Source organism: Kribbella sp. CA-293567 (assembly GCF_027627575.1).
GTDB lineage: Bacteria > Actinomycetota > Actinomycetes > Propionibacteriales > Kribbellaceae > Kribbella.
In genome coordinates, this window is record NZ_CP114065.1 from 4,999,764 (window position 1) to 5,022,852 (window position 23,089).

At 69.1% G+C, this 23,089-nt stretch carries 24 protein-coding genes; 9 read left to right on the forward strand and 15 right to left on the reverse strand.

The annotated features are described in order from the left end of the window. Positions 1-32: 32 nt before the first annotated feature. Entirely contained in the window at positions 33-3,035 is a 3,003-nt protein-coding gene (locus tag OX958_RS22845) for a bifunctional [glutamine synthetase] adenylyltransferase/[glutamine synthetase]-adenylyl-L-tyrosine phosphorylase (RefSeq protein WP_270131232.1), read from the reverse strand. Positions 3,036-3,193: 158 nt separating this feature from the next. Between OX958_RS22845 and OX958_RS22850 the strand changes: the two genes are divergently transcribed. Then, positions 3,194-3,682 carry a hypothetical protein gene (locus OX958_RS22850; protein ID WP_270131233.1) on the forward strand — a complete coding sequence of 163 codons (489 nt, stop codon included), beginning with the start codon at positions 3,194-3,196 and terminating at the stop codon, positions 3,680-3,682. 5 nt (positions 3,683-3,687) lie between these two features. On the opposite strand, the gene OX958_RS22855 is transcribed toward OX958_RS22850, so the two are convergent. The 3 genes from OX958_RS22855 to glnA form a co-directional block, all read right to left on the reverse strand. After that, the gene (locus tag OX958_RS22855; protein ID WP_442913294.1) at positions 3,688-4,821 is read right to left on the reverse strand and encodes a carboxypeptidase regulatory-like domain-containing protein; all 1,134 of its coding nucleotides are present in this window, start codon (positions 4,819-4,821) and stop codon (positions 3,688-3,690) included. Next, the gene (locus OX958_RS22860) at positions 4,710-5,888 is read right to left on the reverse strand and encodes an outer membrane protein assembly factor BamB family protein (RefSeq protein ID WP_442913220.1); all 1,179 of its coding nucleotides are present in this window, start codon (positions 5,886-5,888) and stop codon (positions 4,710-4,712) included. The genes OX958_RS22855 and OX958_RS22860 overlap by 112 nt, the downstream gene beginning before the upstream one ends. 125 nt (positions 5,889-6,013) lie before the next feature. Next, positions 6,014-7,354 (reverse strand): type I glutamate--ammonia ligase, encoded by a 1,341-nt coding sequence (glnA, locus tag OX958_RS22865; protein WP_270131235.1) that lies wholly within the window; start codon positions 7,352-7,354, stop codon positions 6,014-6,016. 133 nt (positions 7,355-7,487) lie between these two features. On the opposite strand from glnA, the gene OX958_RS22870 reads away from it, so the two are divergent. After that, positions 7,488-7,871 carry a thiol-disulfide oxidoreductase DCC family protein gene (locus OX958_RS22870; protein ID WP_270131236.1) on the forward strand — a complete coding sequence of 128 codons (384 nt, stop codon included), beginning with the start codon at positions 7,488-7,490 and terminating at the stop codon, positions 7,869-7,871. Positions 7,872-8,101: 230 nt separating this feature from the next. Here the strand turns inward: OX958_RS22870 and OX958_RS22875 are convergent, their stop codons facing one another. Genes OX958_RS22875 through OX958_RS22885 form a run of 3 tightly spaced genes read right to left on the reverse strand, consistent with a single transcriptional unit; the run spans position 8,102 to position 10,278 of the window. Beyond that, a complete protein-coding gene (locus tag OX958_RS22875; RefSeq protein ID WP_270131237.1) occupies positions 8,102-9,205 on the reverse strand; it encodes an HTTM domain-containing protein in 1,104 nt (367 codons plus the stop codon). Then, entirely contained in the window at positions 9,202-9,675 is a 474-nt protein-coding gene (locus tag OX958_RS22880) for a hypothetical protein (RefSeq protein WP_270131239.1), read from the reverse strand. Before OX958_RS22880 ends, OX958_RS22875 begins: the two co-directional genes overlap by 4 nt. Before the next feature lie 30 nt (positions 9,676-9,705). Continuing rightward, the gene (locus tag OX958_RS22885; RefSeq protein WP_270131240.1) at positions 9,706-10,278 is read right to left on the reverse strand and encodes an ArsR/SmtB family transcription factor; all 573 of its coding nucleotides are present in this window, start codon (positions 10,276-10,278) and stop codon (positions 9,706-9,708) included. Positions 10,279-10,347: 69 nt separating this feature from the next. On the opposite strand from OX958_RS22885, the gene OX958_RS22890 reads away from it, so the two are divergent. Together OX958_RS22890 and OX958_RS22895 are read left to right on the forward strand one after the other, a co-directional pair. Then, positions 10,348-10,935, forward strand: a complete 588-nt coding sequence (locus OX958_RS22890) for a dienelactone hydrolase family protein (protein ID WP_270131242.1) — start codon at positions 10,348-10,350, stop codon at positions 10,933-10,935. A gap of 34 nt (positions 10,936-10,969) precedes the next feature. Continuing rightward, positions 10,970-11,332 (forward strand): nuclear transport factor 2 family protein, encoded by a 363-nt coding sequence (locus OX958_RS22895; protein ID WP_270131243.1) that lies wholly within the window; start codon positions 10,970-10,972, stop codon positions 11,330-11,332. Here the strand turns inward: OX958_RS22895 and OX958_RS22900 are convergent. Next, entirely contained in the window at positions 11,296-12,480 is a 1,185-nt protein-coding gene (locus OX958_RS22900) for a DUF418 domain-containing protein (RefSeq protein ID WP_270131244.1), read from the reverse strand. The two genes, OX958_RS22895 and OX958_RS22900, sit on opposite strands and share 37 nt — an antisense overlap. A 95-nt stretch (positions 12,481-12,575) precedes the next feature. On the opposite strand from OX958_RS22900, the gene OX958_RS22905 reads away from it, so the two are divergent. Further along, the gene (locus OX958_RS22905; protein WP_270131246.1) at positions 12,576-14,363 is read left to right on the forward strand and encodes an NAD+ synthase; all 1,788 of its coding nucleotides are present in this window, start codon (positions 12,576-12,578) and stop codon (positions 14,361-14,363) included. An 812-nt stretch (positions 14,364-15,175) separates the two neighbouring features. Here OX958_RS22905 and OX958_RS22910 read toward each other — a convergent pair. From OX958_RS22910 to OX958_RS22920, 3 genes are all read right to left on the reverse strand, one after another. After that, positions 15,176-15,706, reverse strand: coding sequence for a hypothetical protein (locus OX958_RS22910; protein ID WP_270131248.1), 531 nt, complete (start codon positions 15,704-15,706; stop codon positions 15,176-15,178). A gap of 467 nt (positions 15,707-16,173) precedes the next feature. Beyond that, a complete protein-coding gene (locus tag OX958_RS22915) occupies positions 16,174-16,785 on the reverse strand; it encodes a hypothetical protein (protein WP_270131249.1) in 612 nt (203 codons plus the stop codon). Between the two features lie 288 nt (positions 16,786-17,073). Further along, positions 17,074-17,547: a hypothetical protein gene (locus OX958_RS22920; protein WP_270131251.1), complete on the reverse strand. Its 474-nt coding sequence runs from the start codon at positions 17,545-17,547 to the stop codon at positions 17,074-17,076. Between the two features lie 16 nt (positions 17,548-17,563). Between OX958_RS22920 and panB the strand changes: the two genes are divergently transcribed. Continuing rightward, entirely contained in the window at positions 17,564-18,325 is a 762-nt protein-coding gene (gene panB, locus OX958_RS22925) for a 3-methyl-2-oxobutanoate hydroxymethyltransferase (RefSeq protein ID WP_270131253.1), read from the forward strand. Positions 18,326-18,332: 7 nt separating this feature from the next. Here panB and OX958_RS22930 read toward each other — a convergent pair whose 3' ends face one another. Beyond that, entirely contained in the window at positions 18,333-19,235 is a 903-nt protein-coding gene (locus OX958_RS22930; RefSeq protein WP_270131254.1) for an aldo/keto reductase, read from the reverse strand. 119 nt (positions 19,236-19,354) lie between these two features. On the opposite strand from OX958_RS22930, the gene OX958_RS22935 reads away from it, so the two are divergent. Then, entirely contained in the window at positions 19,355-19,852 is a 498-nt protein-coding gene (locus OX958_RS22935; protein WP_270131256.1) for an NUDIX hydrolase, read from the forward strand. A gap of 36 nt (positions 19,853-19,888) precedes the next feature. Here the strand turns inward: OX958_RS22935 and OX958_RS22940 are convergent, their stop codons facing one another. After that, positions 19,889-20,065 (reverse strand): hypothetical protein, encoded by a 177-nt coding sequence (locus tag OX958_RS22940; RefSeq protein ID WP_270139214.1) that lies wholly within the window; start codon positions 20,063-20,065, stop codon positions 19,889-19,891. A gap of 63 nt (positions 20,066-20,128) precedes the next feature. Next, on the reverse strand, positions 20,129-20,803 hold the full coding sequence (locus OX958_RS22945; protein ID WP_333486410.1) for a helical backbone metal receptor: 675 nt from the start codon (positions 20,801-20,803) through the stop codon (positions 20,129-20,131). 377 nt (positions 20,804-21,180) lie between these two features. Here OX958_RS22945 and OX958_RS22950 point away from each other — a divergent pair, with 377 nt between their 5' ends. Continuing rightward, the gene (locus OX958_RS22950) at positions 21,181-21,885 is read left to right on the forward strand and encodes a histone H1-like repetitive region-containing protein (protein ID WP_270131260.1); all 705 of its coding nucleotides are present in this window, start codon (positions 21,181-21,183) and stop codon (positions 21,883-21,885) included. 87 nt (positions 21,886-21,972) lie between these two features. Here OX958_RS22950 and OX958_RS22955 read toward each other — a convergent pair whose 3' ends face one another. After that, positions 21,973-22,161 carry a hypothetical protein gene (locus OX958_RS22955; RefSeq protein WP_270131261.1) on the reverse strand — a complete coding sequence of 63 codons (189 nt, stop codon included), beginning with the start codon at positions 22,159-22,161 and terminating at the stop codon, positions 21,973-21,975. A gap of 53 nt (positions 22,162-22,214) precedes the next feature. Between OX958_RS22955 and map the strand changes: the two genes are divergently transcribed. Further along, a complete protein-coding gene (map, locus tag OX958_RS22960; RefSeq protein WP_270131263.1) occupies positions 22,215-23,063 on the forward strand; it encodes a type I methionyl aminopeptidase in 849 nt (282 codons plus the stop codon). Positions 23,064-23,089 lie beyond the last annotated feature (26 nt).

The following is a 23,089-nucleotide window of genomic DNA, read 5'->3' on the forward strand; positions in this document are numbered from 1 at the left end:
GCCCCCACACCACCCCGAATCTCACTGCAGTCTCAGTCGCCCCAGAACAAGCGGTCGACCACGTTGCGCGCCTGGCGGGTCCGGCGGCGGTAGTCGTCGGAGAACTGGCTGGTCTCGCCTGGGTTGTAGCCGCAGATCTGGGCGACGGCGGCCAGGTCGCGGGGGTCTCGGGGCAGGGAGTCGCCGGGGCGGGCGCGCACCAGCATGATGGCGTTGCGGATCCGGGTGGCCATCTCCCAGGCGCGGCACAGGACGTCGGCGTCGGGCGCTTCGACCAGGCCGACGTCGACCGCCGCTCGGAGAGTGCCCAGCGTGCGGGTGGTGCGCAGGTCCTGGATCCGGTGGGCGTAGCGCATCTGCAGGAGCTGGACGGTCCACTCGATGTCCGCCAGGCCGCCGCGTCCCAGCTTGGTGTGGGTCGCCGGGTCGGCGCCGCGCGGCAGACGTTCGGCGTCGACGCGCGCCTTGATGCGGCGGATTTCCAGCACGTCGCGGTCGGAGATACCGCCCTCCGGGTACCGCAGCGGGTCGATCAGCGCGCGGAACGCGTCACACAGTTCGGGGTCGCCGCACAGCGGATCGGCGCGCAGCAACGCTTGCGCCTCCCACACGGCCGACCAGCGTGCGTAGTACGACGCGTAGGAAGCGAGCGTGCGCACCAGCGGTCCCTGCCGGCCCTCGGGACGCAGGTCGGCGTCGATCGCGACCGCCGGATCCGCACCGGGCAGCGCCAGCAACCGTCGCAGTTCCGAGGCCACCTGCGTGGCGAAGTCCGTCGCGGCCTTCTCCGAGGCACCGGGCACCGGGTCGTGCACGAACATCACGTCGGCGTCGCTGCCGTAGCTGAGCTCGTGCCCACCGAACCGCCCCATCGCGACGATCGACATCCGGGTCGGCTCCGGCTCACCCTTCGCCACCGTCCGCCGAGCCACCTCGAGCGCGGCGGTCAGCGTCGCCACCGACACGGTCGTGAGCGCCTCCCCGACCGCCTCGACCTCCAGCAACCCGGACAGGTCCGACGCTGCGATCCGGAACAGCTCCCGCCGCCGCGCCCCCCGAATCGCCGCCACCGCGGCCACCGGCTCGTCCTGCCTGCGGCCGGCCGCCGACATCTCGCTCAGCAACGACTCCAGCGCCCGAGGCGCCAGCTCCCGCTCGTCGGCCAGCATCGCGGTTGCCTCCGGCGCGCGCTGCAACAGGTCCACGGCGTACCGGCCGCTGGCGAGCAGGTGCGCGAGCCGCTCCGCCGATGCGCCCTCATCACGCAACTGACGCAGGTACCACGGCGTGGAGCCCAGCGAGTCGGAGATCGTCCGGAAGGCCAGCAACCCGGCATCAGGATCAGGCGACTCGGCGAACCACCCGAGCATCGCCGGCAGCAGTGCCCGCTGGATCGACGACCGCCGCGAGACCCCTTCCGACAACGCCTCGATGTGGCGCAGCGCCGATCCCGGATCGGCGTACCCGAGCGCGGTCAGCCGCTGCTTGGCGGCTTCCGGCGTCAGCCGCACCTCTTCACCGGGGATCCGCGCGACAGCAGCCAGCAGCGGCCGGTAGAAGAGCTTCTCGTGCAGCCGCCGTACTTCGAGCCCCTGCTTCTTCCACGCCGTCATCAGATCGTCGATCGGGTTTTTCGTGAACCCCAGCGACCGCCCGAGCCGGCGCAGATCGTCGTCGTCATCAGGCACCTGGTGGGTCCGCCGCAGCCGGTACAACTGGATCCGGTGCTCCATCGACCGCAGGAACCGGTACGCATCAGCCAGTACCGCGCCGTCGGTCCGCCCCACATATCCACAGGTCGTCAGCTGCTCCAGCGCGATCAGCGTCGTTCCGCTGCGCACCGACTCGTCGCTCCGGCCGTGCACGAGCTGCAGCAGCTGTACCGCGAACTCCACGTCCCGCAACCCGCCAGGACCGAGTTTGAGCTGACGATCCGCGTCGGCCGCCGGGATGTGGTCGACGACCCGCCGTCGCATCGCCTGGACGTCGCCGACGAAACCCTCGCGGTCGGCCGCCGACCAGACCAGCTCCCGCGTCTTCTCGGCGTACAACTCGCCCAGCTCGGCGTCCCCGGCGACAGCTCGCGCCTTGAGCAGAGCTTGGAACTCCCAGGTCTTCGCCCACCGTTGGTAGTACGCGAGGTGGCTGTCGAGCGTGCGCACCAGCGGGCCCGCCTTGCCCTCCGGCCGCAGGGCGGCATCGACCGGCCAGAGCGTGCCCTCCGCGGTCTGCGCCGAGCAGATCCGCATGGTTGCCGAGGCCAGCGCGGTGGCGGTCTTCAGCGCGGGCGCCTCCTCCTGACCTTCCAGCGGTTCGGCGACGAACAGCACGTCGACGTCGCTCACGTAGTTGAGTTCCCGGCCGCCACACTTGCCCATAGCAACGATTGCGAGCCGGCAGTCGGCCGCCTTCGGATGCGCGGCGAAGTACTCGTTGCGGGCGATCTGCAGCGCGGTCTGCAGCGCACCACCGGCGAGATCAGCCAGTACTGCGGCGGTTTCGTCGACCAGCAGCCCTTCGGCGAGGTCCCGGGCGGCAAGGCGGAGCAGCAGTCGCCGGTACTCCACCCGCAGCGCGTCGGTCGGGTTCGGCGCATCGACAGCCGTCGCGAGGCAGGCGGCGACGTCGTCGGGGGTCGGCCGGGACGCGGCGAGTGCCGGATCCGCCAGGTCGTACCAGTGCCGTGGGTGCACGCTGAGATGCCGTCCGAGCGCTTCGCTGGCCCCGAGCACGTAGATCAACCGGCGACGGAAGTCCGCGTCCAGGTCGAGAGTGCGGGCGAAGGCGGCCAGGTCGAACTCGTTGGCGTGCAGCGACTCGGCGATCCCGAGCAGACCGCAGAGCGCGAGATCCGGGTCGGCCGACTCCGACAGCGAAGCGATCAACTGGTCGCTCGCCATCGGGCCGTACTCCCCCGGGGCACTCAGCGCGTCCAGCGCGTCCAACTCGTCCAGCATCCGCCCGGCCCGCGCCGAATCGGCGAACCCGGCTCGCGCCAGCCGTCCCGCTCCTGAAACTCTCCGCACCTCAGCCACGACCGCCAGCCTAGTGCCGCGCTCCGCGAGCCACGTCCGGTGCTTATCGCAACTTCACAGCAAATCTCAGCCGGTACACGGCCGGATCGCGACGAGATTGCGGCCAACACACGGAGTGGCTTGGCATATTCGGGCTGTAGTCGGCATGATGACTCGTTATGGTCATGATGACGGGGTCGCTCGCTGTTCGGGGCACGGTGGTCTGGTTGACGCCCCAGCAGGGTGGGCGGGTGTCCGGGCCGCCCGAGCCGGACTACGACTACGACTACACAGCAACCGCCTACCTCCCACCGAGGACCGCGGAAGACGGGCAGGCCGGGCTGTCGCTCCGGCGCTTCGCACCAGGCGCCTGGCGAACCCCCGCGGAAGGCATCCTGGTGCCGGCCAAGGGCAACCGCGCCCAGCAGGTGGTCCCCGGCAACCTCGTCGTGATCACCGAGGGCGTCCGCCCGGTCGGCCTGCTCACCGTCGAGGAGGTCAACGCTCTGGAGCCCGACGCCACCGCCGTGACCGACCGCGTTCCCGAGCCCGAGATCACCGGCCTCACCACGCTCCGCCCGGGCACCGACGCCGGCACCGACGCGCCGTACCGCCACTCCACCGCGACCACGCGGTGGAGCGCGCACGAACGCGCCGGCGCCAGCTGACGCTGCTACCCGGCCGGGATCTGGTTCAGTACCGCGAACTTGTCGGCGGCGCCTCCGTTCGAGGCGGCGACGATCTTGCGGGTGATGGTGTGACCGGCCCCCGGGGCGAGCTCGAGCTTGAACTTGCTCATCGTGAAGTTGCTCTGGGAGTAGCCGGTGAACGGACCACTGGCCGCGGTGTAGATCAGGCCGTAGGTCTGGTTGTCGGGGCTGGTGCCCGCCTGGGCGATCCAGCGGTTCGCGTTCGGCACCTGACTGAACGGGCCGCCGGAGGTGACCGGAGCGAAGCCGGAGACGGCAGAGCGAGAGCCGGGTCCGTCGTGGTCCATGGCGTCACCTGCCCAGACCGACAACGCGGCAGCCGAGTCGTTCGTGAAGGTCGTCGCCGCGGTGATGAACTGCTCGTCCGGCGTCGCGGTGTAGGTCGTGACGATCTTCAGCCCGGGATGCTCCGCCGACGTGCCGGTCACCCGGACCACGGCCTTGGTCCCGCTGTTCTCGACGACCTGTACGTCGTTCGAGCGCGTCTGCAGTTGCGCCCACGCGTTGCCACCCACCGGTTCGGCCGTGCTCACGTAGGGCAGATTGATCCAGTCCAGCTGGTCCGGCTGACCGGTGATCGCCAGGTCGAGCACCTTGCCGGTGGTCGACTGGCTCAGCTGCGGATCGTTGGAGACCTTCGCGATCGCCATCGCCAGCTGCTTGTTCTCGATCACCACATCCCGCGGGCCGCCTTCGACCAGCCCACTCGGCAGCCGCTTGCCGGTACTCGCGTCGACGTTCACCGGTGAGATCTCCAGGTTCACCTCGACCGTTCCCCCGGCGACCACCTCGACCTCCCGCGAAGCCGTCGCGAAGCCGAGTTGCGCCACTTGGATCGTGTACTTGCCTGCGCCCGCCGGCAGCCCGAGGCGGTAGTTGCCTGCAGCATCGGTAGTGCTGCTGCCGATCGAGGCACCGTCCCGCACCACGCTGACCGTGGTGCTGACCGCCGGCGCGCCGGTGACCTGGTTCGTCACCGTTCCGGTCACCACCGGCCACCGCGCTGCCGCCGTACCGCCCGGGGTGAAAGCGTAGAGATTGCCGTCCAGCGCTCCCACCACCACAGTGTTGCCGCTGACCGCGGGGCCCGCAGCCACCCAGGTACCGAGGTTCTGCTGCCACAACGGCTGGCCAGTACCGGCGTCGAGCGCGTAGAAGCCACCGCTGTTGGCGCCCACGAACAATGTGTTCCCCGACAGGGCCGGTGAGGTGAAAGACCCACCCGGTACGTCGATCCCGGCAGCAGCTGATCCCAGATCACAGCACCGGTCGTCGCGTTCAGAGCAACGACGGCACCACTCGGGAAGGACATGTAGACCGTGTTGCCCTTGATCGCGGCAGCCGACGGAGTCGCCCCACCGTTGACCAGCGACGGATGCGAACTGGTGTAGCTCCACAGCACGGCGCCGGTCGCGCCATCGCGGGCCACGATCCCGTTGTTCGACCCGATGAAAACCTTGCCGCCGCCCGCCGACGGGATGCCGTCCTGCCAGCCACCCAAGGTGTCGGTGCCGGTCCACAGCTTCTTGCCGGTCGCCAGGTCGTAGGCGATCACGATGCTGCCGTGCACCGACGACGGCACCTGATAGGTCCACAGCACCTGACCGGTTGCCTGCGACACCGCGTGCACAGCGCTGTTGCCCTCACCGTTCTCGTCCCGCGACCCGGCGTACACGACACCGTCGACGATCGCGGGCGAGCCGGTCAGGAAGGTGCCCTTGGTCCGGTACGACCAGGCCAGTCGCTGCCCGGCCTCCACTGCATCACCCGCGACTCCCGCATGGGCGGCGTCCCCGTGGTGCTGCGACCAGTCGGCACCGGCCACGGGCACGATCGCCTTGTCGGCGGTGAAGGTGAAGTCCGAGGTCGCGGTCCACCGAGCACCGTCCTCGTCCTCGACCTCCACCTCGACCAAGTGCGGCCCGATCGGCTTCTTCAGCCCGGCCGGCAGGGCGGCGTACCAGGTGAACTCACCCGTCGAGCGCAGATCGCTCCAACGCCCCCGATCGACCCGGAGGCTGAGCAGGTAGGAAACCTGGTCGCCGTCCTGGGTCACGGTCGAGTAGCCGGCCGTGGCGATCACGTGCGCCTCGGCGGTGCTCGTGGCCACGCCACCGCCGAGCAGGAACAGGATCATCCCGGAGCACACCAGCCATCGCCGCATGAAACGACATTTGACGCGCTCCGGGCATCCAGTGGATGACGCCTCAGGAAACTATTTACCGCTTCAGCACGGCGGACAGTAACTACGTGCGACCCGGTCGCAGCTCGCGCGCCGGGGGTCGGCGATCAGAGGACCGGCAGCAGCTTGTTCAGCTCGAACGGCGTGACCTGCTTGCGGTAGTCCTGCCACTCGGCCCGCTTGTTGCGCAGGAAGAAGTCGAAGACGTGCTCACCGAGCGTCTCGGCCACCAGTTCGCTGTCCTCCATCGCCGAGATCGCCTCGGCGAGGCTGCTCGGCAGCGGCTTGATCCCGAGCGCTTTGCGTTCGCGCGGCGTCAGCGACCAGACGTCGTCCTCGGCCTCGCGCGGCAGCTCGTAGCCCTCTTCGATGCCCTTCAGCCCGGCCGCCAGCATCAGCGCGAAGGCGAGGTACGGGTTGGCCGCCGAGTCCAGCGACCGGAACTCGACCCGCGAGGACTGACCCTTGTGCGGCTTGTACATCGGCACCCGGACCAGCGCGGACCGGTTGTTGTGCCCCCATGAGATGAACGACGGGGCCTCGTCGCCGACGGCGAGCCGCTTGTAGGAGTTGACCCACTGGTTCGTCACCGCGGTGATCTCGGCCGCGTGGTGCAGCAGGCCGGCAATGAAGGCGCGGCCGGTCTTGGACAGCTGGTACTGCGCGCCGCCCTCGAAGAACGCGTTCCGGTCACCCTCGAACAGTGACATGTGGGTGTGCATCCCCGAACCGGGGTGCTCGCTCAGCGGCTTCGGCATGAAGGACGCGTAGATGCCCTGCGACAGCGCGACCTCCTTCACCACCACCCGGAACGTCATGATGTTGTCGGCGGTGCTCAGCGCGTCGGCGTACCGCAGGTCGATCTCCTGCTGGCCCGGTCCGCCCTCGTGGTGGCTGAACTCGACCGAGATGCCCATCGACTCCAGCATCGTGATCGCCTCGCGGCGGAAGTCGTTGCCGATGCCCTGCGGGGTGTGGTCGAAGTAGCCGGACGAGTCGACCGGTTCGGGGTACGTCCCGGGCGCGCCGGTCAGCGACTTGAACAGGTAGAACTCGATCTCGGGGTGGGTGTAGAAGGTGAAGCCGAGGTCGGCCGCCTTCGACAGGGTCCGCTTCAGCACGTGCCGCGGGTCGGCGAAGGAGGCCGAGCCGTCGGGCATGTTGATGTCGCAGAACATCCGCGCAGTGCCCATCGTCTCGCCCCGCCAGGGCAGGATCTGGAACGTCGAGGGGTCCGGCTTGGCCAGCATGTCGGCCTCGGTGACCCGGGCGAAGCCCTCGATCGCGGACCCGTCGAACCCGATCCCCTCGGCGAACGCGCCCTCCAGCTCGGCCGGCGCCACCGCCACCGACTTGAGGAACCCGAGCACATCGGTGAACCAGAGCCGCACGAACCGTACGTCGCGCTCCTCGAGCGCGCGCAGTACGAACTCCTGCTGCTTGTCCATCGGCGAGTCCACCTCTCCTGCTGTCCAGCCTGGTTGCCGGGGGCCTCACACAGTCTGCCCCGGGCGTGTTAAGCAGACGTTACGTGTTCGAGGAGAGATCGCGCGCACTCGGCCCACCGGTACTGTGGACAACGTGCCCCCGACCCCCATTCTGATCTTCGACGGCGACTGTGCCTTCTGTACGACGAGCGCCCGCTGGCTGCAGCGACGGCTCGGTGGCGCGGTGCCGGTGGAGCCCTGGCAGTTCACCGACCTGGCGGCCTACGGGACGACGGCGGAGCGCGCGCGGTACGAGGTGTTGTGGGTGGACGCGACGGGCGTGATCCACGGCGGCGCCCAGGCGTTCGCGCGCTGGCTGATCCACACCGGCGGACCGTGGCGGGCGCTCGGGACGCTGATCACGCTCCCGCCCGTGCGCTGGATCGCGGCCGGGGTCTACCGCCTGATCGCGAACAACCGCGAGAAGATGCCCGGCGGCACGCCAGCATGCGCCCTCCCTCCCCCTGAAGGGCGATAAGGCTCTAGTCTCCTCTCGTGCAGACGATCTTCCAGGTGGCGCTGATCCTCGCTGCCGTTCTCTGCGCCAGCGACCTGCTGCTCAGCACGGGCCGGTTCGTCCGGTCGATCCAGCGCCGCCGCCCCGCCGAGCTGGACGTCCTGGGCCGCCGCTGGCTGCCGATTCCCGAGCTCGGCTTCGGCATGTTCGCGTTCTGCTGCCCGGGACTCGTCACACTCGGGCTGACCCACTCAGACGCCGGGCTGCCGACCAAGCAGATCCTGCTCGCCGCGCTCGTTTTCGGCTACGCCGGCGCTGTCCTGTCCCGCGTCGTCCGTACGCCGGGCCCCGGCGGTCGCCGCTTCCGCCTCCGGGCCGGCCTGCTGCTCGGGCTGCCGGCCATCTTCGGTCTCGTCTTCGGCCTCTCCGGCGTGGCGGTCTGACCGGCGCCGCCGGAACCACGGCACCACCCGCTCCAGCGGAGCGAAGGCGAGCCAGCAGACGACGGTCGGCAGGAAGTGGATCAGCAGGATCGCCGTGTTCGCGACGTGGAAGCCGATGAAGAACAAGGCACCGAGCAGTTGCCACCGGCCCTTGAGCCAGAGGATGACCGGCGAGCAGAACTCCCCGACGATGCCGACCCACTGCATCACGTGCAGCATCCACGGGTACTGCAGCAGCCACTCCCCCACCGGATGCGGACGGCGCACGATCGCCCAGGTGAGGATCGCGCTGCCCGGCCAGGCCAGGGTCCAGTTGGCGCCGCGCAGTTTGGCGACGGCCGACAGGAAGTAGGTGGCGATCACCGAGAGCTGCACACACCGGATTGCCCAGCCGGCGGCCTCCGACGTGGTTTGATCCGCGTACGGCGACACCTCCCGGCGCCACGACCGGTTCCAGCCCTTGGTCCGCGGCGCCACGGTCGGCAGCACCCACAGAGCGACCACGAGCGCGAGGTGGTCGTGGTCGACCTTGCCGTCGCTCATCCCGATCAGCACCCACCAGGTGAAGGCCGGCGCTACGATCCAGCCCGCCAGTCTGGGCAGCCGGTTGGTCGCGCCGATCAGGCAGAAGACGATCAGGACGACGTACAGGGTGGTCGTGTTGGCGACCGACGGCTTGGGCAGGTCGAAGATCCGTGCCAGCAACAGCGGCTGGTAGAGACCGGGCTGCTCACCCTTGAGCCGGGTGTCACGGACGAACGCGTGCATGTCGAGGATGACGAACAGGTAGAGGATCGTGCGCAGCCAGGCGATCCGGGCCAGCGCGATCTTCGGGGTGAACCAGCTCGCGATCCGCTGCCCTCGCGACGCCGGAACGACCGGTGCCGGGACGACTGGTGCCGGGGCGCTCATCGGCGGACCTGCCAGGTCGCGAGGACCTCCGGCACGGGATCGCCGGCGACCTTGCCCTCCACCAGCGTGGTGGTGTCCCGGATCAGCTCGAGCTTCACGTACTTCGGCTGGTCCGGGTGCTTGCGCGCCCAGCCGTCGGCCACCGCCTGCAGCAGCGACGGGTCCTTCACGATCTCACCGGTCCGCGCCTCGATCTCGGCCCGGGCCACGCCGGCCCCCTCGATGTTGAGCGGTACGTCGACCGTCGTACCGGCATCGGTCCGGGCGCTGATCCGGGTGTAGGTGATCGAAGCGTCGTCGGCCACCGACCCGGCGTACTGCGACATCGGGCCGAACGGCCAGGCGTCGTCACTGGCGCGGACCGAGCCGTTGACCAGCAGGACGAGTCCGACCACGGCCACCACCACCCGGATCGCCTTGCCCACCGGGCCCAGCCGGACGTCCTCGATCGGCTGCTGCTGCTTCGTCACCACGCCCGCCATTACACACCAAGCCTGGTATCAGCTGGTTTCGTCGGCCCGCGGCGGCAGGGTCGGGTAGTCGTTCACCGGATAGACACCCACCGTGAAGCCGTACGTCGTGTCGCCCGACCGCGGCAGCTTGTCGAAGTCGTGGATCAACTCCTGGACCTGCTTCCAGAACTCCGCCACCCGTTCGTCGGGGATCCTGGCGTGCCGGATGAACGAGCGCAACTGGCCGGCGTCGTAGGCACCGACCGACTCCCTCGCCGCCACCTCGAAGTCGTTGAAGTCCACCAGCCCCGTGCTCCGGCCGAGGCCGTAGTAGAACATCCGGGCCGCGCGGCCGTAGTACCGCTCCTCGATCGCCCGGACCCGGCGGGTCCGCACCACGCGCAGCAGGCCGGCGTCGGCGAGCACGTTGACGTGGTGCGCGACCGTGCTCTTCGGCCGCTTCACCGCCGCCGCCAGCTCGGTCACCGTCGCGGCGCGTTCGTGCAGCAACTGCAGGATCGAGGTCCGCAGCGGATCGCTGATCGCCTTCACCTGCTCGGCGGTGGTGAGCTCGATGGTGTCCTCGAGCTCGTAGTCCGGGACGAGGGGATTGCTTGTCATGGTCACATCAGACTAACATCGCGGAACGTTCCATATTCTTGGATCATTCACCGCAGGAAAGAGCTGACGATGGCTGAGATCGTGCTGTTCCACCACGCGCAGGGACTCACCGAGGGAGTGCGTGCCTTCGCCGGCAGCCTTCGCGAGGCCGGGCATGTCGTCCACCTCCCGGACCTGTACGAAGGCAAGGTCTTCGAGACTCTCGACGAGGGCATCGACTACGCGCGGCAGACCGGCTTCGGCGTCGTGAAGGAGCGCGGCCTGGCCGCGGCCGACGCGCTGAACGGCGGCGCGGCCAACGGCCTGGTGTACGCCGGCTTGTCGCTCGGCGCGATGCCCGCGCAGGAGCTGGCCCAGACTCGTCCGGGCGCCCGCGGCGCGCTGCTGCTGCACGGCTGCATCCCGGTCTCCGAGTTCGGCGAGAGCTGGCCCGCCGGCGTTCCCGTCCAGGTGCACGCGATGGAGCAGGACCCGTTCTTCATCGAGGAAGGCGGCGATCTGGACGCGGCCAAGGCCTTGGTCGCCGCCGCTCCCGGCGAGGCCGAACTCTTCCTCTACCCGGGCAAGGAGCACCTGTTCAGCGACTCGTCGCTGCCGGCCTACGACGAGGACGCGACCAAGCTGCTGATCAGCCGGGTGCTGGCCTTCCTGGACTGACGGAACCTCTGGCACGGCGCGCTAGCATCGGCGGATGCCGACGATTCAGCAGGTGGCCGAAGGATTCTCCAGCCACCAGTTCCGGGAGATCTACGACTTCCTGCACCCGCAGGTGCAGTGGACGCTGGTGGGCGCCGCCCGGCTCGAAGGGATCGAGCAGGTGCGGCACGCCTGCGAGCAGTCGCTGGCGCAGCTCGAGCGGACGACCACCCAGTTCCTCCGCTTCAAGACGATCGCCGGACCGGACTCCGTCGCCATCGACTCGATCGCCAAGTACGTGGACCACAAGTGGCAGAGCTCGATCGTCCGGTCCTGCGATGTGTACGAGTTCAGCGAGGGCTACCTGGTCGCGATCACCAGCTATACGGCCGAGATCGCGGCGGCGGACCTGCCATAGGTGACCCTGCGGACCAGGAGCTCCATCGGTCCGCGGTACGAGCGCAGATGCATCCAGTAGGCCAGCCCGACAGTGCCCAGCCAGGTCACACCGGCCAGCAACGCTGTCGTGGTGATGGTGAGCTCGCCGGACAGATCCGCGAGGTACGGGGTGAAGGCAACGACCCAGACGACGGACTGGATCAGGTAGCAGGTCAGTGACCGTTGACCGACCGCGGCGACGGCCTCGGCCACCAGGCCGTGGTCGCGACCGATGCGCAGCGCGATCATTGAGATCAGCGCCGCATACCCGAAGCCACCCAGTACTCCGGACGAGTCGTGCAGCGGGCCGAGCAGATGCAGGACGTCCTGACTCGGCTTGCCGACGACCCCGGCCAGCACCAGCGCGATCGGCAGACCGCCCGCGACGGAGGCCGCGATGCCGAGCACCGCCGTCCAGGTCAGCAGCCGAATGTGCTGGGCCGGCCGCTCGAGGATCCGGCGCCGCCCGGCCCACAGGCCGATCAGGAAGGGACAGCAGAAGCCGATCGGTCCGAGGAAGGCGATGAACGGGTAGAACAGGATCCGGTCCGCCACCCCGGCCAGCAGGTCCGGCGGCAGCATCGTCGCGTCCGGACCGTCCGCGCTGATCGTCATGGACCCGTCGCCGGGGATCGAGGTCAGCAGCAGGAAGAGGATCGCGACCACGATCAGCGTGCGGTCCCTCCAGCGGAGCGCCCAGACGCCGGCGAACAACAGCACGCCGTACGCCGCCAGGATGTCGCCGACGTAGAACAGCAATCCGTCGACGAAGCCGGCCACGATCAGGAACAGGCTGCGCCGCCACAGCAGCCGGCGTACCGCCCGTGGATCGCGACCGGTCTCGGCCTGCCGGCGCGCGATCTGGGCGACGCCGTAGCCGAAGAGCAGACCGAACAAGGGGAACGCGCGCCCGTCGACGAAAGCCGCGATCAGCAGCACCACCGCGTTGTCGACGGCCGATCCGTCCTGCGGAAAGCCGCCGAGAACCGACGGGCTCCGCAGGAAGTAGTGCGAGTTCGCCAGCGCGATGAACAGCAGCATGAATCCGCGGGTGAGGTCCGGTCCGAGCGCGCGGGCGCGCAGTCCGGTCGGTCCACCGGCGGCCTGATCGATCGGTTCTGAGGTCACCCCTCCAGTGCACCGGCCGGCCGGCTACCTCACAGCTTCACAAAGTATCTGACGAGAAGACCTTCGGACCGGACGTCTGCCAGTAGGGTGCTGCCGTGCCTCAGCTCCGGGTTGCCCTCGCTCAGCTCAACGTCACGGTCGGTGACGTGGACGGCAATGCCGGCAAGATCGTCACCTGGACCCGCAACGCCGTCGAGCGCGGTGCCCACCTGGTCGCGTTTCCCGAGCTGGCGCTGACCGGCTATCCGGTCGAGGACCTGGCCCTGCGGGCGTCGTTCGTGGCCGCCTCGCAGGCCAACGTCGAGAAGCTGGCGAAACGGCTGGCCGACGAAGGACTCGGCGAGATCGTGGTGGTGGTCGGCTACCTCGACCGCGCTTCCGGTACGGCGATGGGTATCGACCGGCTCGGCCGCCCGAAGGGTTCGCCGACGAACGCCGCGGCCGTGCTGCACCGCGGCGAGGTGGTCACCTCGGCAGTGAAGCACCACCTGCCGAACTACGGCGTCTTCGACGAGTACCGGCACTTCGTCCCCGGCGACAGCCTGCAGGTGATCCGGGTCCACGGTGTCGACGTCGCGGTGGTGATCTGCGAGGACCTCTGGCAGGAAGGCGGTCCGGTGGCCGCGACCCGGGCGGCCGACGCCGGGCTGCTGCTGGTCGTCAACAGTTCGCCGTACGAAGCGAACAAGGACGACTTCCGTGGCGAGCTGGTCAGCCGGCGGGCGCGCGAGGCGGGTTGTTCGCTGGCCTACGTGAACCTGGTCGGCGGACAGGACGAACTCGTCTTCGACGGTGACTCGCTGATCGCCGATGCCGCGGGCAAGGTGTTCGCCCGGGCGCCGCAGTTCGAGCAGGGCAGCATGGTCGTCGATCTCGAACTGCCGGCCGCGACCGGTACGCCGGGTGGTTCGCACCAGGGCATCCGGATCGACCACACCGTGCTGCACGAGGAGCCGCTGCCGGCGTACGAGCCGATCGCTTCGGCGCTGGCGTCGCGGTTGCCGGACGAGGCCGAGATGTACGGCGCCATCGTGCTGGGACTGCGGGACTACGTGCGCAAGAACGGGTTCAGGTCGGTGCTGCTCGGGCTGTCCGGCGGGATCGACTCCTCGCTGGTCGCCGCGATCGCCTGCGACGCGATCGGCGCCGAGCACGTCTTCGGAATCTCCAACCCGAGCGTGTACTCCAGTGACCACTCCAAGGACGACGCGGCCGAGCTCGCGGCCCGGACCGGACTGAACTACCGGGTGATCCCGATCCAGCCGATGGTGCAGCCGTTCCTGGACACGCTCGGGCTGACCGGGCTGGCCGAGGAGAACCTGCAGGCCCGGGTCCGGGCGGTGATCTGGATGGGGCTGTCGAACGCCGACGGCCACCTGGTGCTTGCCTGCGGCAACAAATCCGAACTGGCCGTCGGCTACTCGACGATCTACGGCGACTCGGTCGGTGGCTACGCGCCGCTGAAGGACGTGCCGAAGACGGTGGTCTGGCGGCTGGCCAAGTGGCGCAACGCGGACGCGAAGGATCGCGGTCTGCAGCCGCCGATCCCGGAGAACGCGATCGTCAAACCGCCGTCGGCGGAGCTGCGGCCGGGGCAGGTCGACACCGACTCGCTGCCGCCGTACGACCTGCTGGACGACATGCTCGACGACTACGTCGAACAGGATCGCGGGACGGCGGAACTGGTCGCGGCCGGCTTCGACACCGAGCTGGTGAGCAAGGTGATCCAGCTGGTCGACAAGGCGGAGTACAAACGGCGGCAGTATCCTCCGGGTCCGAAGATCACCCACAAGGCCTTCGGCCGCGACCGGAGACTGCCGATCACGAGTGCATGGCGTGAGGACGCGAGGCGTGCAACTACCAGAGGGGCAGCAGACAGCTGAGTGGCTCTTGGCGTAACCGCCCGTTCAACGACAGCCCGTTCTTTCCGCCCGAGGATCCCGAGCAGGCTGACTCCTTCAGCGTGCCCGAGCGCAGGTCTCCTGACGCGTCAGGTGTGAGCGATCCCTCAGCGCCGACCGGTGGCGCTCACCCTCCGCAACGGTGGGACGATGAGCCCATGGTTGACAACTTCATGTCGGCCGGTACCAACGGCGACGCCGACGACGAACTGCCGGCGCCGTACGGGACCGGACCGAAGAACCGGACAACCGAGGATCAGCACCGCTCGGACTACGGCTACGCCGACCGCCCCACCGACGGCCGCTGGAGCGACCGTTCCACCCTGGGCGGCCTCGACCCGGCACCGTCGCTGCCGAACGCGCCACGCTCGTACGAACGCGGTCCCGTGCCGCAACAGCCGTACGTCCCGAAACCACCCTTCCGGCCGGAGCCCGACTACCCGGCCGGCGGCTACCAACCGGAGCAGTACACCGACGCGGCCCCGTGGGGTGAGCGAGACCCGTACCGCGAGCCCAGCAGCTTCGAGGAATCGTCGCCGTTCGCCCCCCGCCCGTCGTACGACCAGCCGACCCAGGAACGCCCCATCGTCGACCGCGCAGGCGCGGAACGCGCGGCACAGGAACGTGCTGCGCAAGAACGCGCTGCGCAAGGACGTGCGGCGCAAGAACGTGCGGCGCAGGAACGCGCTGCGCGGGAGCGAGCCGGTCAGGAGCGGATCGCGGCCGAGCGCGCTGCAGCGGAACGAGCTGCGCGGGAACGTGCTGCAGCAGAGCGGGGCGGGCAAGAGCGCGTACTACACGAGCGCGCTGCGCAGGAACGTGCTGCAGCTGAGCGTGCCGTTCGAGAGCGTGCTGCGGCAGAAAGCATTGGGCTGGAACGAGCCGCACACGAACGCGGTACCCACGAACCCGTCGCGCACGAACGCGGTGCGCAGGAACGTGTCGGACTGGAACGGGCTGCCCAGGAACGCGGCGCCGCAGAGCGTGGTGGGCACGAGCGCGCATTGCACGAGCGTGCTGCTCAGGAACGGGCCGCGCAGGAGAATGCTGCGGCAGAGCGTGTTGCGCAGGAGCAGTTTGCCCAGATTCGCGCTGCGGCCGAGCGGGCGAAGCAAGAGCGTGTTGCGCAGGACCGTGGCGCACAAGATCCGGGCGCCCGGGACCGCGTTGCGCAGGAGCGCGCTGCGCAGGACCGTGCTGCGCAGGACCGTGCTGCGCAGGAGCAGTCGCCCTTCCGTCAGCAGCCGCCCGCCTCGTCGCAGCAGAGCCCGTTCGGCCCTGTCCGCAACGGCATCAGCGGTCCTCCGCCTGGCCGCCCAGCACAACCAGCACCCGGTACGCCGCCCGGCGCGCCAGGCCCCGGCGCCCCCGGGCAAGCACCAAGCGCCCAACCCCCAGCACGCCCCGGCATCCCAGGCCCGGCAAGCATCGGCACCGTAGGCCACCCCGGAAACGGCCCCCTCAGCTCACCCGGCAACGGCGTCCCACCCCACAGCTCCACCAACGGCACCCCGTCCAGCAACGGCTGGACGCAAGCCGGCCCGGAGTCGAGCGCACACTCCAACGGCTGGACCCAACCCGAGCCACGCACCCCAAGCTCCAACGGCTGGACCCAGGACAACCCCGAGCCGCGCACACCCAGCTCCAACCGTTGGTCCCAGGACAACCCCGAGCCGCGCACACCCAACTCCAACCGCTGGTCCCAAGACACCCCGGAGCCCCGCACACCCGGCTCGAGCAGTTGGACCCAGGACAACCCCGAGCCACGCACACCCGGCTCGAACGGCTGGACTCAGGACAGCCCGGAATCCCGCATAGCCGGCTCGAACGGCTGGACCTCGGACAACCCACAGCCACGGACCTCCAGCTCCAACCGCTGGCCCCAAGACACCCCGGAGCCGCGCTCACCCGGTACCAACGGCTCGGCCCAGGACAACCCCCAGCCGCGCACGCCCAGCTCCAACGGCTGGACGCAGGCGGGTGCTGAGTCACGTCCGGCCAGCTCCAACGGCCTTTCCGCTCCGACCCCGCCACCACCACCCGCCGGCCTCCCACCGGCCGGGACCTCGAACGGCCGCCGCTCGCCCAACGGCCGCGCCTCCGCCGACCCCAGCAACTCGGGCGTCCGCGAAGGCACCGAGCCAGGAAACGACGGTTCCAGCGGTCCCGGGCCCGGCACCACCGCACCCAGCAACAGCAGCAGCAGCAGCAGCAGCAGCAGCCAGGCTTCAACAGCACCAACCAGCAACACCCCAGCCGCGAGCACCCAGCACCCAGCGCAGGCACCGGAGCAGAGCGGACCCGCCAGCCGCCCCGCACCCGCCGGCCAGGGACAGACGGGCTGGACGGGGAGCGCGCCGACCCCGGCCACCGCACCGCCCGCCAGCGCATCCAGCTCGGCCAACGGCTATCCGACCGACCCTTCCGCGGAGTACGAGAGCAACGCACCGATGAACGCTGTCCCCACGTCGACCAACTCCACACAGGAGAGCAAACCGGAACGACGGGCAGGCGCTCGTCGCCGGGCCGACGTACAGCAGGACGCGCCCAGCCAGGTGCCCGAGGCTCCCGTCAGCTCCCACCGCGCCCGCCGAGCCGGCGCCGGCGTCTCCCCGGCCAAGCCCGAGTCACCGGCAGAGCCCACCACCGCCGAGAGCGCCGGCAACACCTCGCAGCCAGCCGGCGCACCCGGTCACCCAGCAGCACCCGGCCAACCAGGCAACGCCTCCAACGCGGGCCACCAGCACAGCGAAGCCAACCCACTGAGCGCACTCGGCACGAGCTCCGCCGGCGGCGCTTCCACACCCGGCACGAGCCCCACTGCAGGCGCTTCCTCACCCGGCACGAGCTCCCCCGCTGGCGCTTCCACACCCGGCACGAGCCCCACAGCAGGCGCTCCCGCAGCCGGCACCAGCTCCGCAACAGGCGCCCCTTCGCCCAGCCCGAGTTCCGCAGCAGGCATCTCCTCACCCGGCAGCAACTCCGCAGCAGGCGTCTCCTCACCCGGCTCGCACTCCGCAGCCGCCATGCCCTCCCCCGGCAACAACTCCGCAGCCGGCATCCCTTCACCCGGCTCCGCAGCCGGCACTCCCTCCCCCGGCGCACCGGCCGCCAACACCTCGGCCACCCCCGCCGACGCGAGCAAGCGCCCGCGGCGATACCGCATCCACCACCTCCGCGACATGAAGAACCGCGGCGAGAAGTGGGCGATGCTGACCGCCTACGACCAGTACACCGCCGAGATCTTCGACCAGGCCGGCATCCCGGTCCTGCTGGTCGGTGACTCCGCCGCCAACAACGTCTTCGGCTACGAGTCCACTCTCCGTGTCACCGTCGACGAACTGATCCCGCTCGCCCGCGCCGTCGCCGGTGCCGTCGATCGCGCGCTGGTGGTCGCCGACCTGCCGTTCGGCTCGTACCAGGCCTCGCCCGAGCAGGCTTTCCACACCGCCGTCCGGTTCATGAAGGAAGCCGGCGCGCACGCGGTCAAGCTGGAAGGCGGACGCACCGTCGTACCGGCGGTGGAGAAGCTGACCCAGTCCGGCATCCCGGTGATGGCCCACATCGGCTTCACCCCGCAGAGCGAGCACACGATCGGTGGGTACCGCGTGCAGGGCCGTGGCGACCAGGCCGCCGCGCTGATCGACGACGCGGTCGCGCTCGCCGAGGCAGGCGCCTTCTCCCTCGTCCTCGAGATGGTGCCGGGCGACGTGTCGGCCGAGATCACCAAGCGGATCCCGATCCCGACAATCGGCATCGGCGCCGGCCGCGACACCGATGCGCAGGTGCTCGTCTGGCAGGACATGGCCGGCATGCGGGCCGGACAGATGCCCCGCTTCGTCAAGCAGTACGCCGATCTGCGCGGCATCCTCACCAACGCTGCCGCCACCTACGCAGCGGAAGTGGCCAACGGCTCGTTCCCCGCTGACGAGCACACCTTCTAGCCCTGAACTAGATCCACGGCAGCGCCGAACGCTCCGACCAGTACTCGTAGGGCTCCTGGATGAACTCGTCCAAGGGCCCTGCGAGCGCTGGAGCGAGGTTGCTCTCGAGCTGGCCCGCAGTAGTGGCACCGCTGAGCACCACGTCTGCCCACTGTTGCGCGGCGGCGGCTCCAATGGCCAGCGAGTCCGGAGCGACGCCGTGTTGAGCGGCGAAGGCATTGAAGGACGTGCCGCCCGCCCTAGCGGTCAGGCGCCCGTTGGCCACGGCTTCCTTCACGACCACGAACCATCCCGCGTCATGTGCCTCGGCGAGCGCCGCGCCGGCTGAGGTCTCGAGCACGTTCCAGGTGGACTGGACCGCAGTGAAGGGCGTTTCCAGAGACAGTGCCCTACGCAACGTCTCGGCCTGCCGCGGTCCACTCGTCGACAACCCGACCCGTACGCCGCTGTCCGCCAGTTCGCGCAGCCGGTCCAGCAGTTTCGCATCGTCGAGCGCCGGGCTGTCCGCCGTCAGACTGTGCACCAGATAGAAGTCAGGCCGGCCTCCCAACGCCTGCAAGGTCTCCGGCCACTGCCGTTCGAACGTCGCCAGGGAATGGTCCTTCACCTCGTGCGTCTCCGCGTCGTGGCGCCAGTCGGCGACGTAGGTGTAACCCCACTTCGATCCGACCGTGAGCCTGCTACGCCGCTCCGGCGTGAGCCACTCCCCCAGGAACGTCTCCGCCAAACCGTAGGAACGCGCGGCGTCGAAGTACCGTACGCCGGCCGCCCAGGCCTGCTCCAGCAACTCGTGCGTGCGCAGGCGAAGATCATCGATCTCGCGTCCCGGCGGCAGGTCCTGATCGTGGCCCAGGTTGATGTAGCCCGGCCGCCCGAGTGCCGCCAGTCCGAGGCCGATCCGCGAAGTCATACAGAGATCGTCTCACCGGTGAACAACACCTGTTGCCGGGCGCCCGTATTCGGACGTCGCGAAGAGACGCGCCGCGCGACGCGTCGCCGGACCGCCTGTGTCGTCTAGCGTTTTGAGGTGTGACCGACTCCCGCCTGCCACCGCCCGGCACCGTCGTCCGGCGTACGACGGCCCGTGTCCTGCCTGTCCGCCCGGACGGCAAGGTGTTGCTGCTGCACGGCTGGGACCCGCTGAAACCGCAGACGCCGTACTGGTTCACCATCGGCGGCGGCGTCGAGGCGGGCGAGACCGTCGAGCAGGCCGGTAGTCGCGAACTGCGCGAGGAGGTCGGCATCGTGCTGCCGGCCGAGCAGCTCGGCGCCCCGGTGGCGACGAACGAGATCGAGTTCGAGTGGGGCGGCTGCCGGATCATCCAGCACCAGACCTTCTTCGCCGTCGGCGTGGAGACGGTGGAGGTGAGCTTCGCCAACCAGGAGCAGCTCGAACTGGAGACGATCAGCGCGCACGGCTGGTGGCATCCCGACGAGCTGGAGGCGACCGGTCAGGCCGCCCACATCACCATCCCCGACCTGGTCCGGCGGGCGGTCGAGGCGATCCGCTACCGCGAGGCGTCCTGACCGCTGCTCCGGTCCACGGCCCAGTCGGTGCGCCGGTCAGCGGGAGCGAGCCTGCTTGAGGACCTTCTTCGAGAGCTTCTTGTCCACGATGTAGTGGCGCAGGTCGAGGCGCTCGGCGCAGCCGGCATCGGCCAGCCGCTTGAGGACGACCGGGCACTTCTTGCACCTCGGCTTGTCCTTGCAGCACTTCTTCTTCGCAGTCATGGACGGCACCAGGCAAGAGTAGGTGAGGCTCCCCTAACCGTCTACCTGAGATCTCAGTGATCGTGTCGCACGTCACCCCAGCTGTTCGGTCAGCACCGCCTGGGCGGTGACCAGTGACGGTCCGTACCAGGTCAGGTGCCGACCGCTCACGGTGCGCGCGGGCCGCTCGAACGCTTCCGGGCCGTCGTCGGCGGCGAACGCATAGGGCTCGTCCGGCAGCACCACCAGGTCGTACTCCGGTAAGTCCCGCGGATCGAACTTCGGATACCGCTCGGATGATTGTGCGAGCACATTGTCGATCCCCAGTCTTTGCAGCAGATCGCCCGCGAAAGTATCCCGGCCCAGCGCCATCCAGGGCCGCCGCCAGATCGGAATCAGCGCCCGCCGGCGCGGTCCGTCGTACGGCGTACTCCAGACTTCTCGCGCCTGCCCGAGCCACCGCGGTACTTCGCCGGTGACGGCGCCGAGCATTCGGTCGAGTGAGTCCAGGGATTGCGCCACCGTGGTCGGCGCGGTCACCCAGACCGGCACGCCACTCGCGCGTAACGCGTCGAGATCGGCGGCGCGATTCTCTTCGGCATTCGCGATCACGACATCGGGCGCGAGTTCGCGAACGAGTTCGACATCGGGGTTTTTCGTACCCCGTACCCGGGTCACGTCGAGGTCCGCGGGATGACTGCACCAGTCCGTCGCGCCGACCAGCAGCGACGCGTGCGTGACCGCGATCGCCTCGGTCAGGGACGGCACGATACTCACCACCCGACGTACACGAGCAGGCAGTTCGACAACGGTTCCGAGGTCGTCGCGCATGTGTCCGGGGCCCTTCGTCGGGTGCCGTCGAGGAGACGTTGCCGATGACAACACTTCGTCGAAAGCACGGTGGAACAGCAGATCGAGGGCAAGTTGGTGCGCGTGTCGTCAACATTTCTTTGCCACCGGACAGCAGGCTACCTCGCCGACGGAAACCCAACTCTGCAAGGGTTTCCGGACTATTCCCGCGGAAACGACCGGTGGACGCCTTAACGTACTGGCGTTTCGGGTGCTTTACGTATGGCACAAGTGTTGTCATCATCAGGACGACGAGGAATCCACCGTGGTTTTCCTCAGCGCACCAAGGAGGCAGAGTGCCAGCCACAAAGGCAGCCGCAGGGAAGGCGACAGCCAAAAAGGCTTCTCCCGCCAAGAAGACCGTCGCCAAAAAGGCAGGCGCCGCGACGACGACCGCACGAAAGGTCACCGCGGCCAAGAAGACTCCGGCGAAGAAGGTGACAGCGGCGAAGAAGGCACCGGCCACGAAGGTCGCCGCGAAGAAGGCCCCGGCGAAGAAGGTGACCGCGAAGAAGACGGTCGCCAAGAAGGCGCCGGCGAAGGCCGTCGCGAAGAAGACCGTCGCCAAGAAGACCGTGGCCAAAAAGGCACCGGCCACGAAGACCGTCGCGAAGAAGGCCCCGGCGAAGAAGGTGACCGCCAAGAAGACGGTCGCCAAGAAGACGCCGGCCAAGAAGGTGACCGCCAAGAAGACCGTCGCCAAGAAGACGGTGGCCAAGAAGGCGCCGGCGAAGAAGGTGACGGCCAAGAAGACCGTGGCCAAGAAGGCACCCGCGAAGAAGACCGTCGCGAAGGCGACCGCGAAGAAGGTCGCCGCGAAGAAGGCCCCGGCCAAGGTCGCGGCCAAGAAGGCTCCGGCCAAGGTCGCCGCGAAGAAGGCTCCGGCCCGCAAGGTCGCCGCCAAGAAGGCACCAGCGCGCACGGCGGTCGCCAAGAAGGCGACGTCGGCGCGGAAGGCACCGGCCCGCAAGGCACCGGCGCGCACGGCCGCCGCGAAGTAGCCTGACCGGACAGTCCGAAAGACCGAGGGGCACCACCGCGCGGTGGTGCCCCTCGGTCATGCCCGCCGCCGGCGGACGGCCGGTCCCTCAGTCGTCGTTCCACTTGGGATCGTTGTCCCAGGCCTCGTTGCGTTCCTGGACCTTGTCCAGCGCCCTGGCGGCCTCCTCCGGGGAGCTGTACGGTCCGAGCCGGTCAGCGGACTTCTCGCCCTGGTACGGCTCGACCTTGCCGGTCTTGGTGTTGTAGTACCACTCGTTGCTGTGATCGTCGCTCATAAGGGCTGACCGCCTCCTGGAGTCTTGTGACAGCTCACTAGAATGATTCCACCATGTCGCTTCTCACTCCTGGCAGCATCTCGCCTCGCCGTCCCGTACCCGCGTCCATTCCTTACCCGGAGTACGTCGACAAACCGTCGCCGACGCCGTACGACGGTTCCTACGTGACGTCGCCCGAGCTGGTCGCGAAGATGCGGGTGGCCGGCAAACTCGCCGCGCAGGCGCTTCAGGCGGTCGGCGCGGCCGCGAAGCCGGGAGTCACCACCGACGAACTGGACGCGGTCGGGCACGAGTTCCTGGTGGAGCGCAACGCCTATCCGTCGACGCTCGGATATCGCAGGTACCCGAAGTCGTTGTGCACCTCGGTCAACGAGGTGATCTGCCACGGCATCCCCGACGACCGTCCGCTCGAGGACGGCGACATCGTCAACGTGGACATCACCGCTTTCCTCGACGGCGTGCACGGCGACACCAACGCGACCTTCCTGGTCGGCGAGGTCGACGAGGAGAGCCGGCTGCTGGTCGAGCGCACCCGGGAGGCACTGAACCGTGGGATCAAGGCGGTCAGGCCCGGCCGGCAGGTCAGCATCATCGGCCGGGTGATCGAGTCGTACGCCAAGCGCTTCGGCTACGGCGTGGTCCGCGACTTCACCGGCCACGGCATCGCGACGTCGTTCCACTCCGGGCTGATCATCCCGCACTACGACGACGAGCGCTTCGACGACGTGATGGAGCCCGGGATGACGTTCACGATCGAGCCGATGCTCACCCTGGGCAGCCACGACTACGACCTGTGGGAAGACGGCTGGACCGCCACCACCAAGGACAGGTCGCGCACGGCCCAGTTCGAGCACACCCTGGTGGTCACCGACACCGGCGCCGAAGTCCTCACCCTTCCGTGACCGTCACGCAGTACCAGCACGCTCAC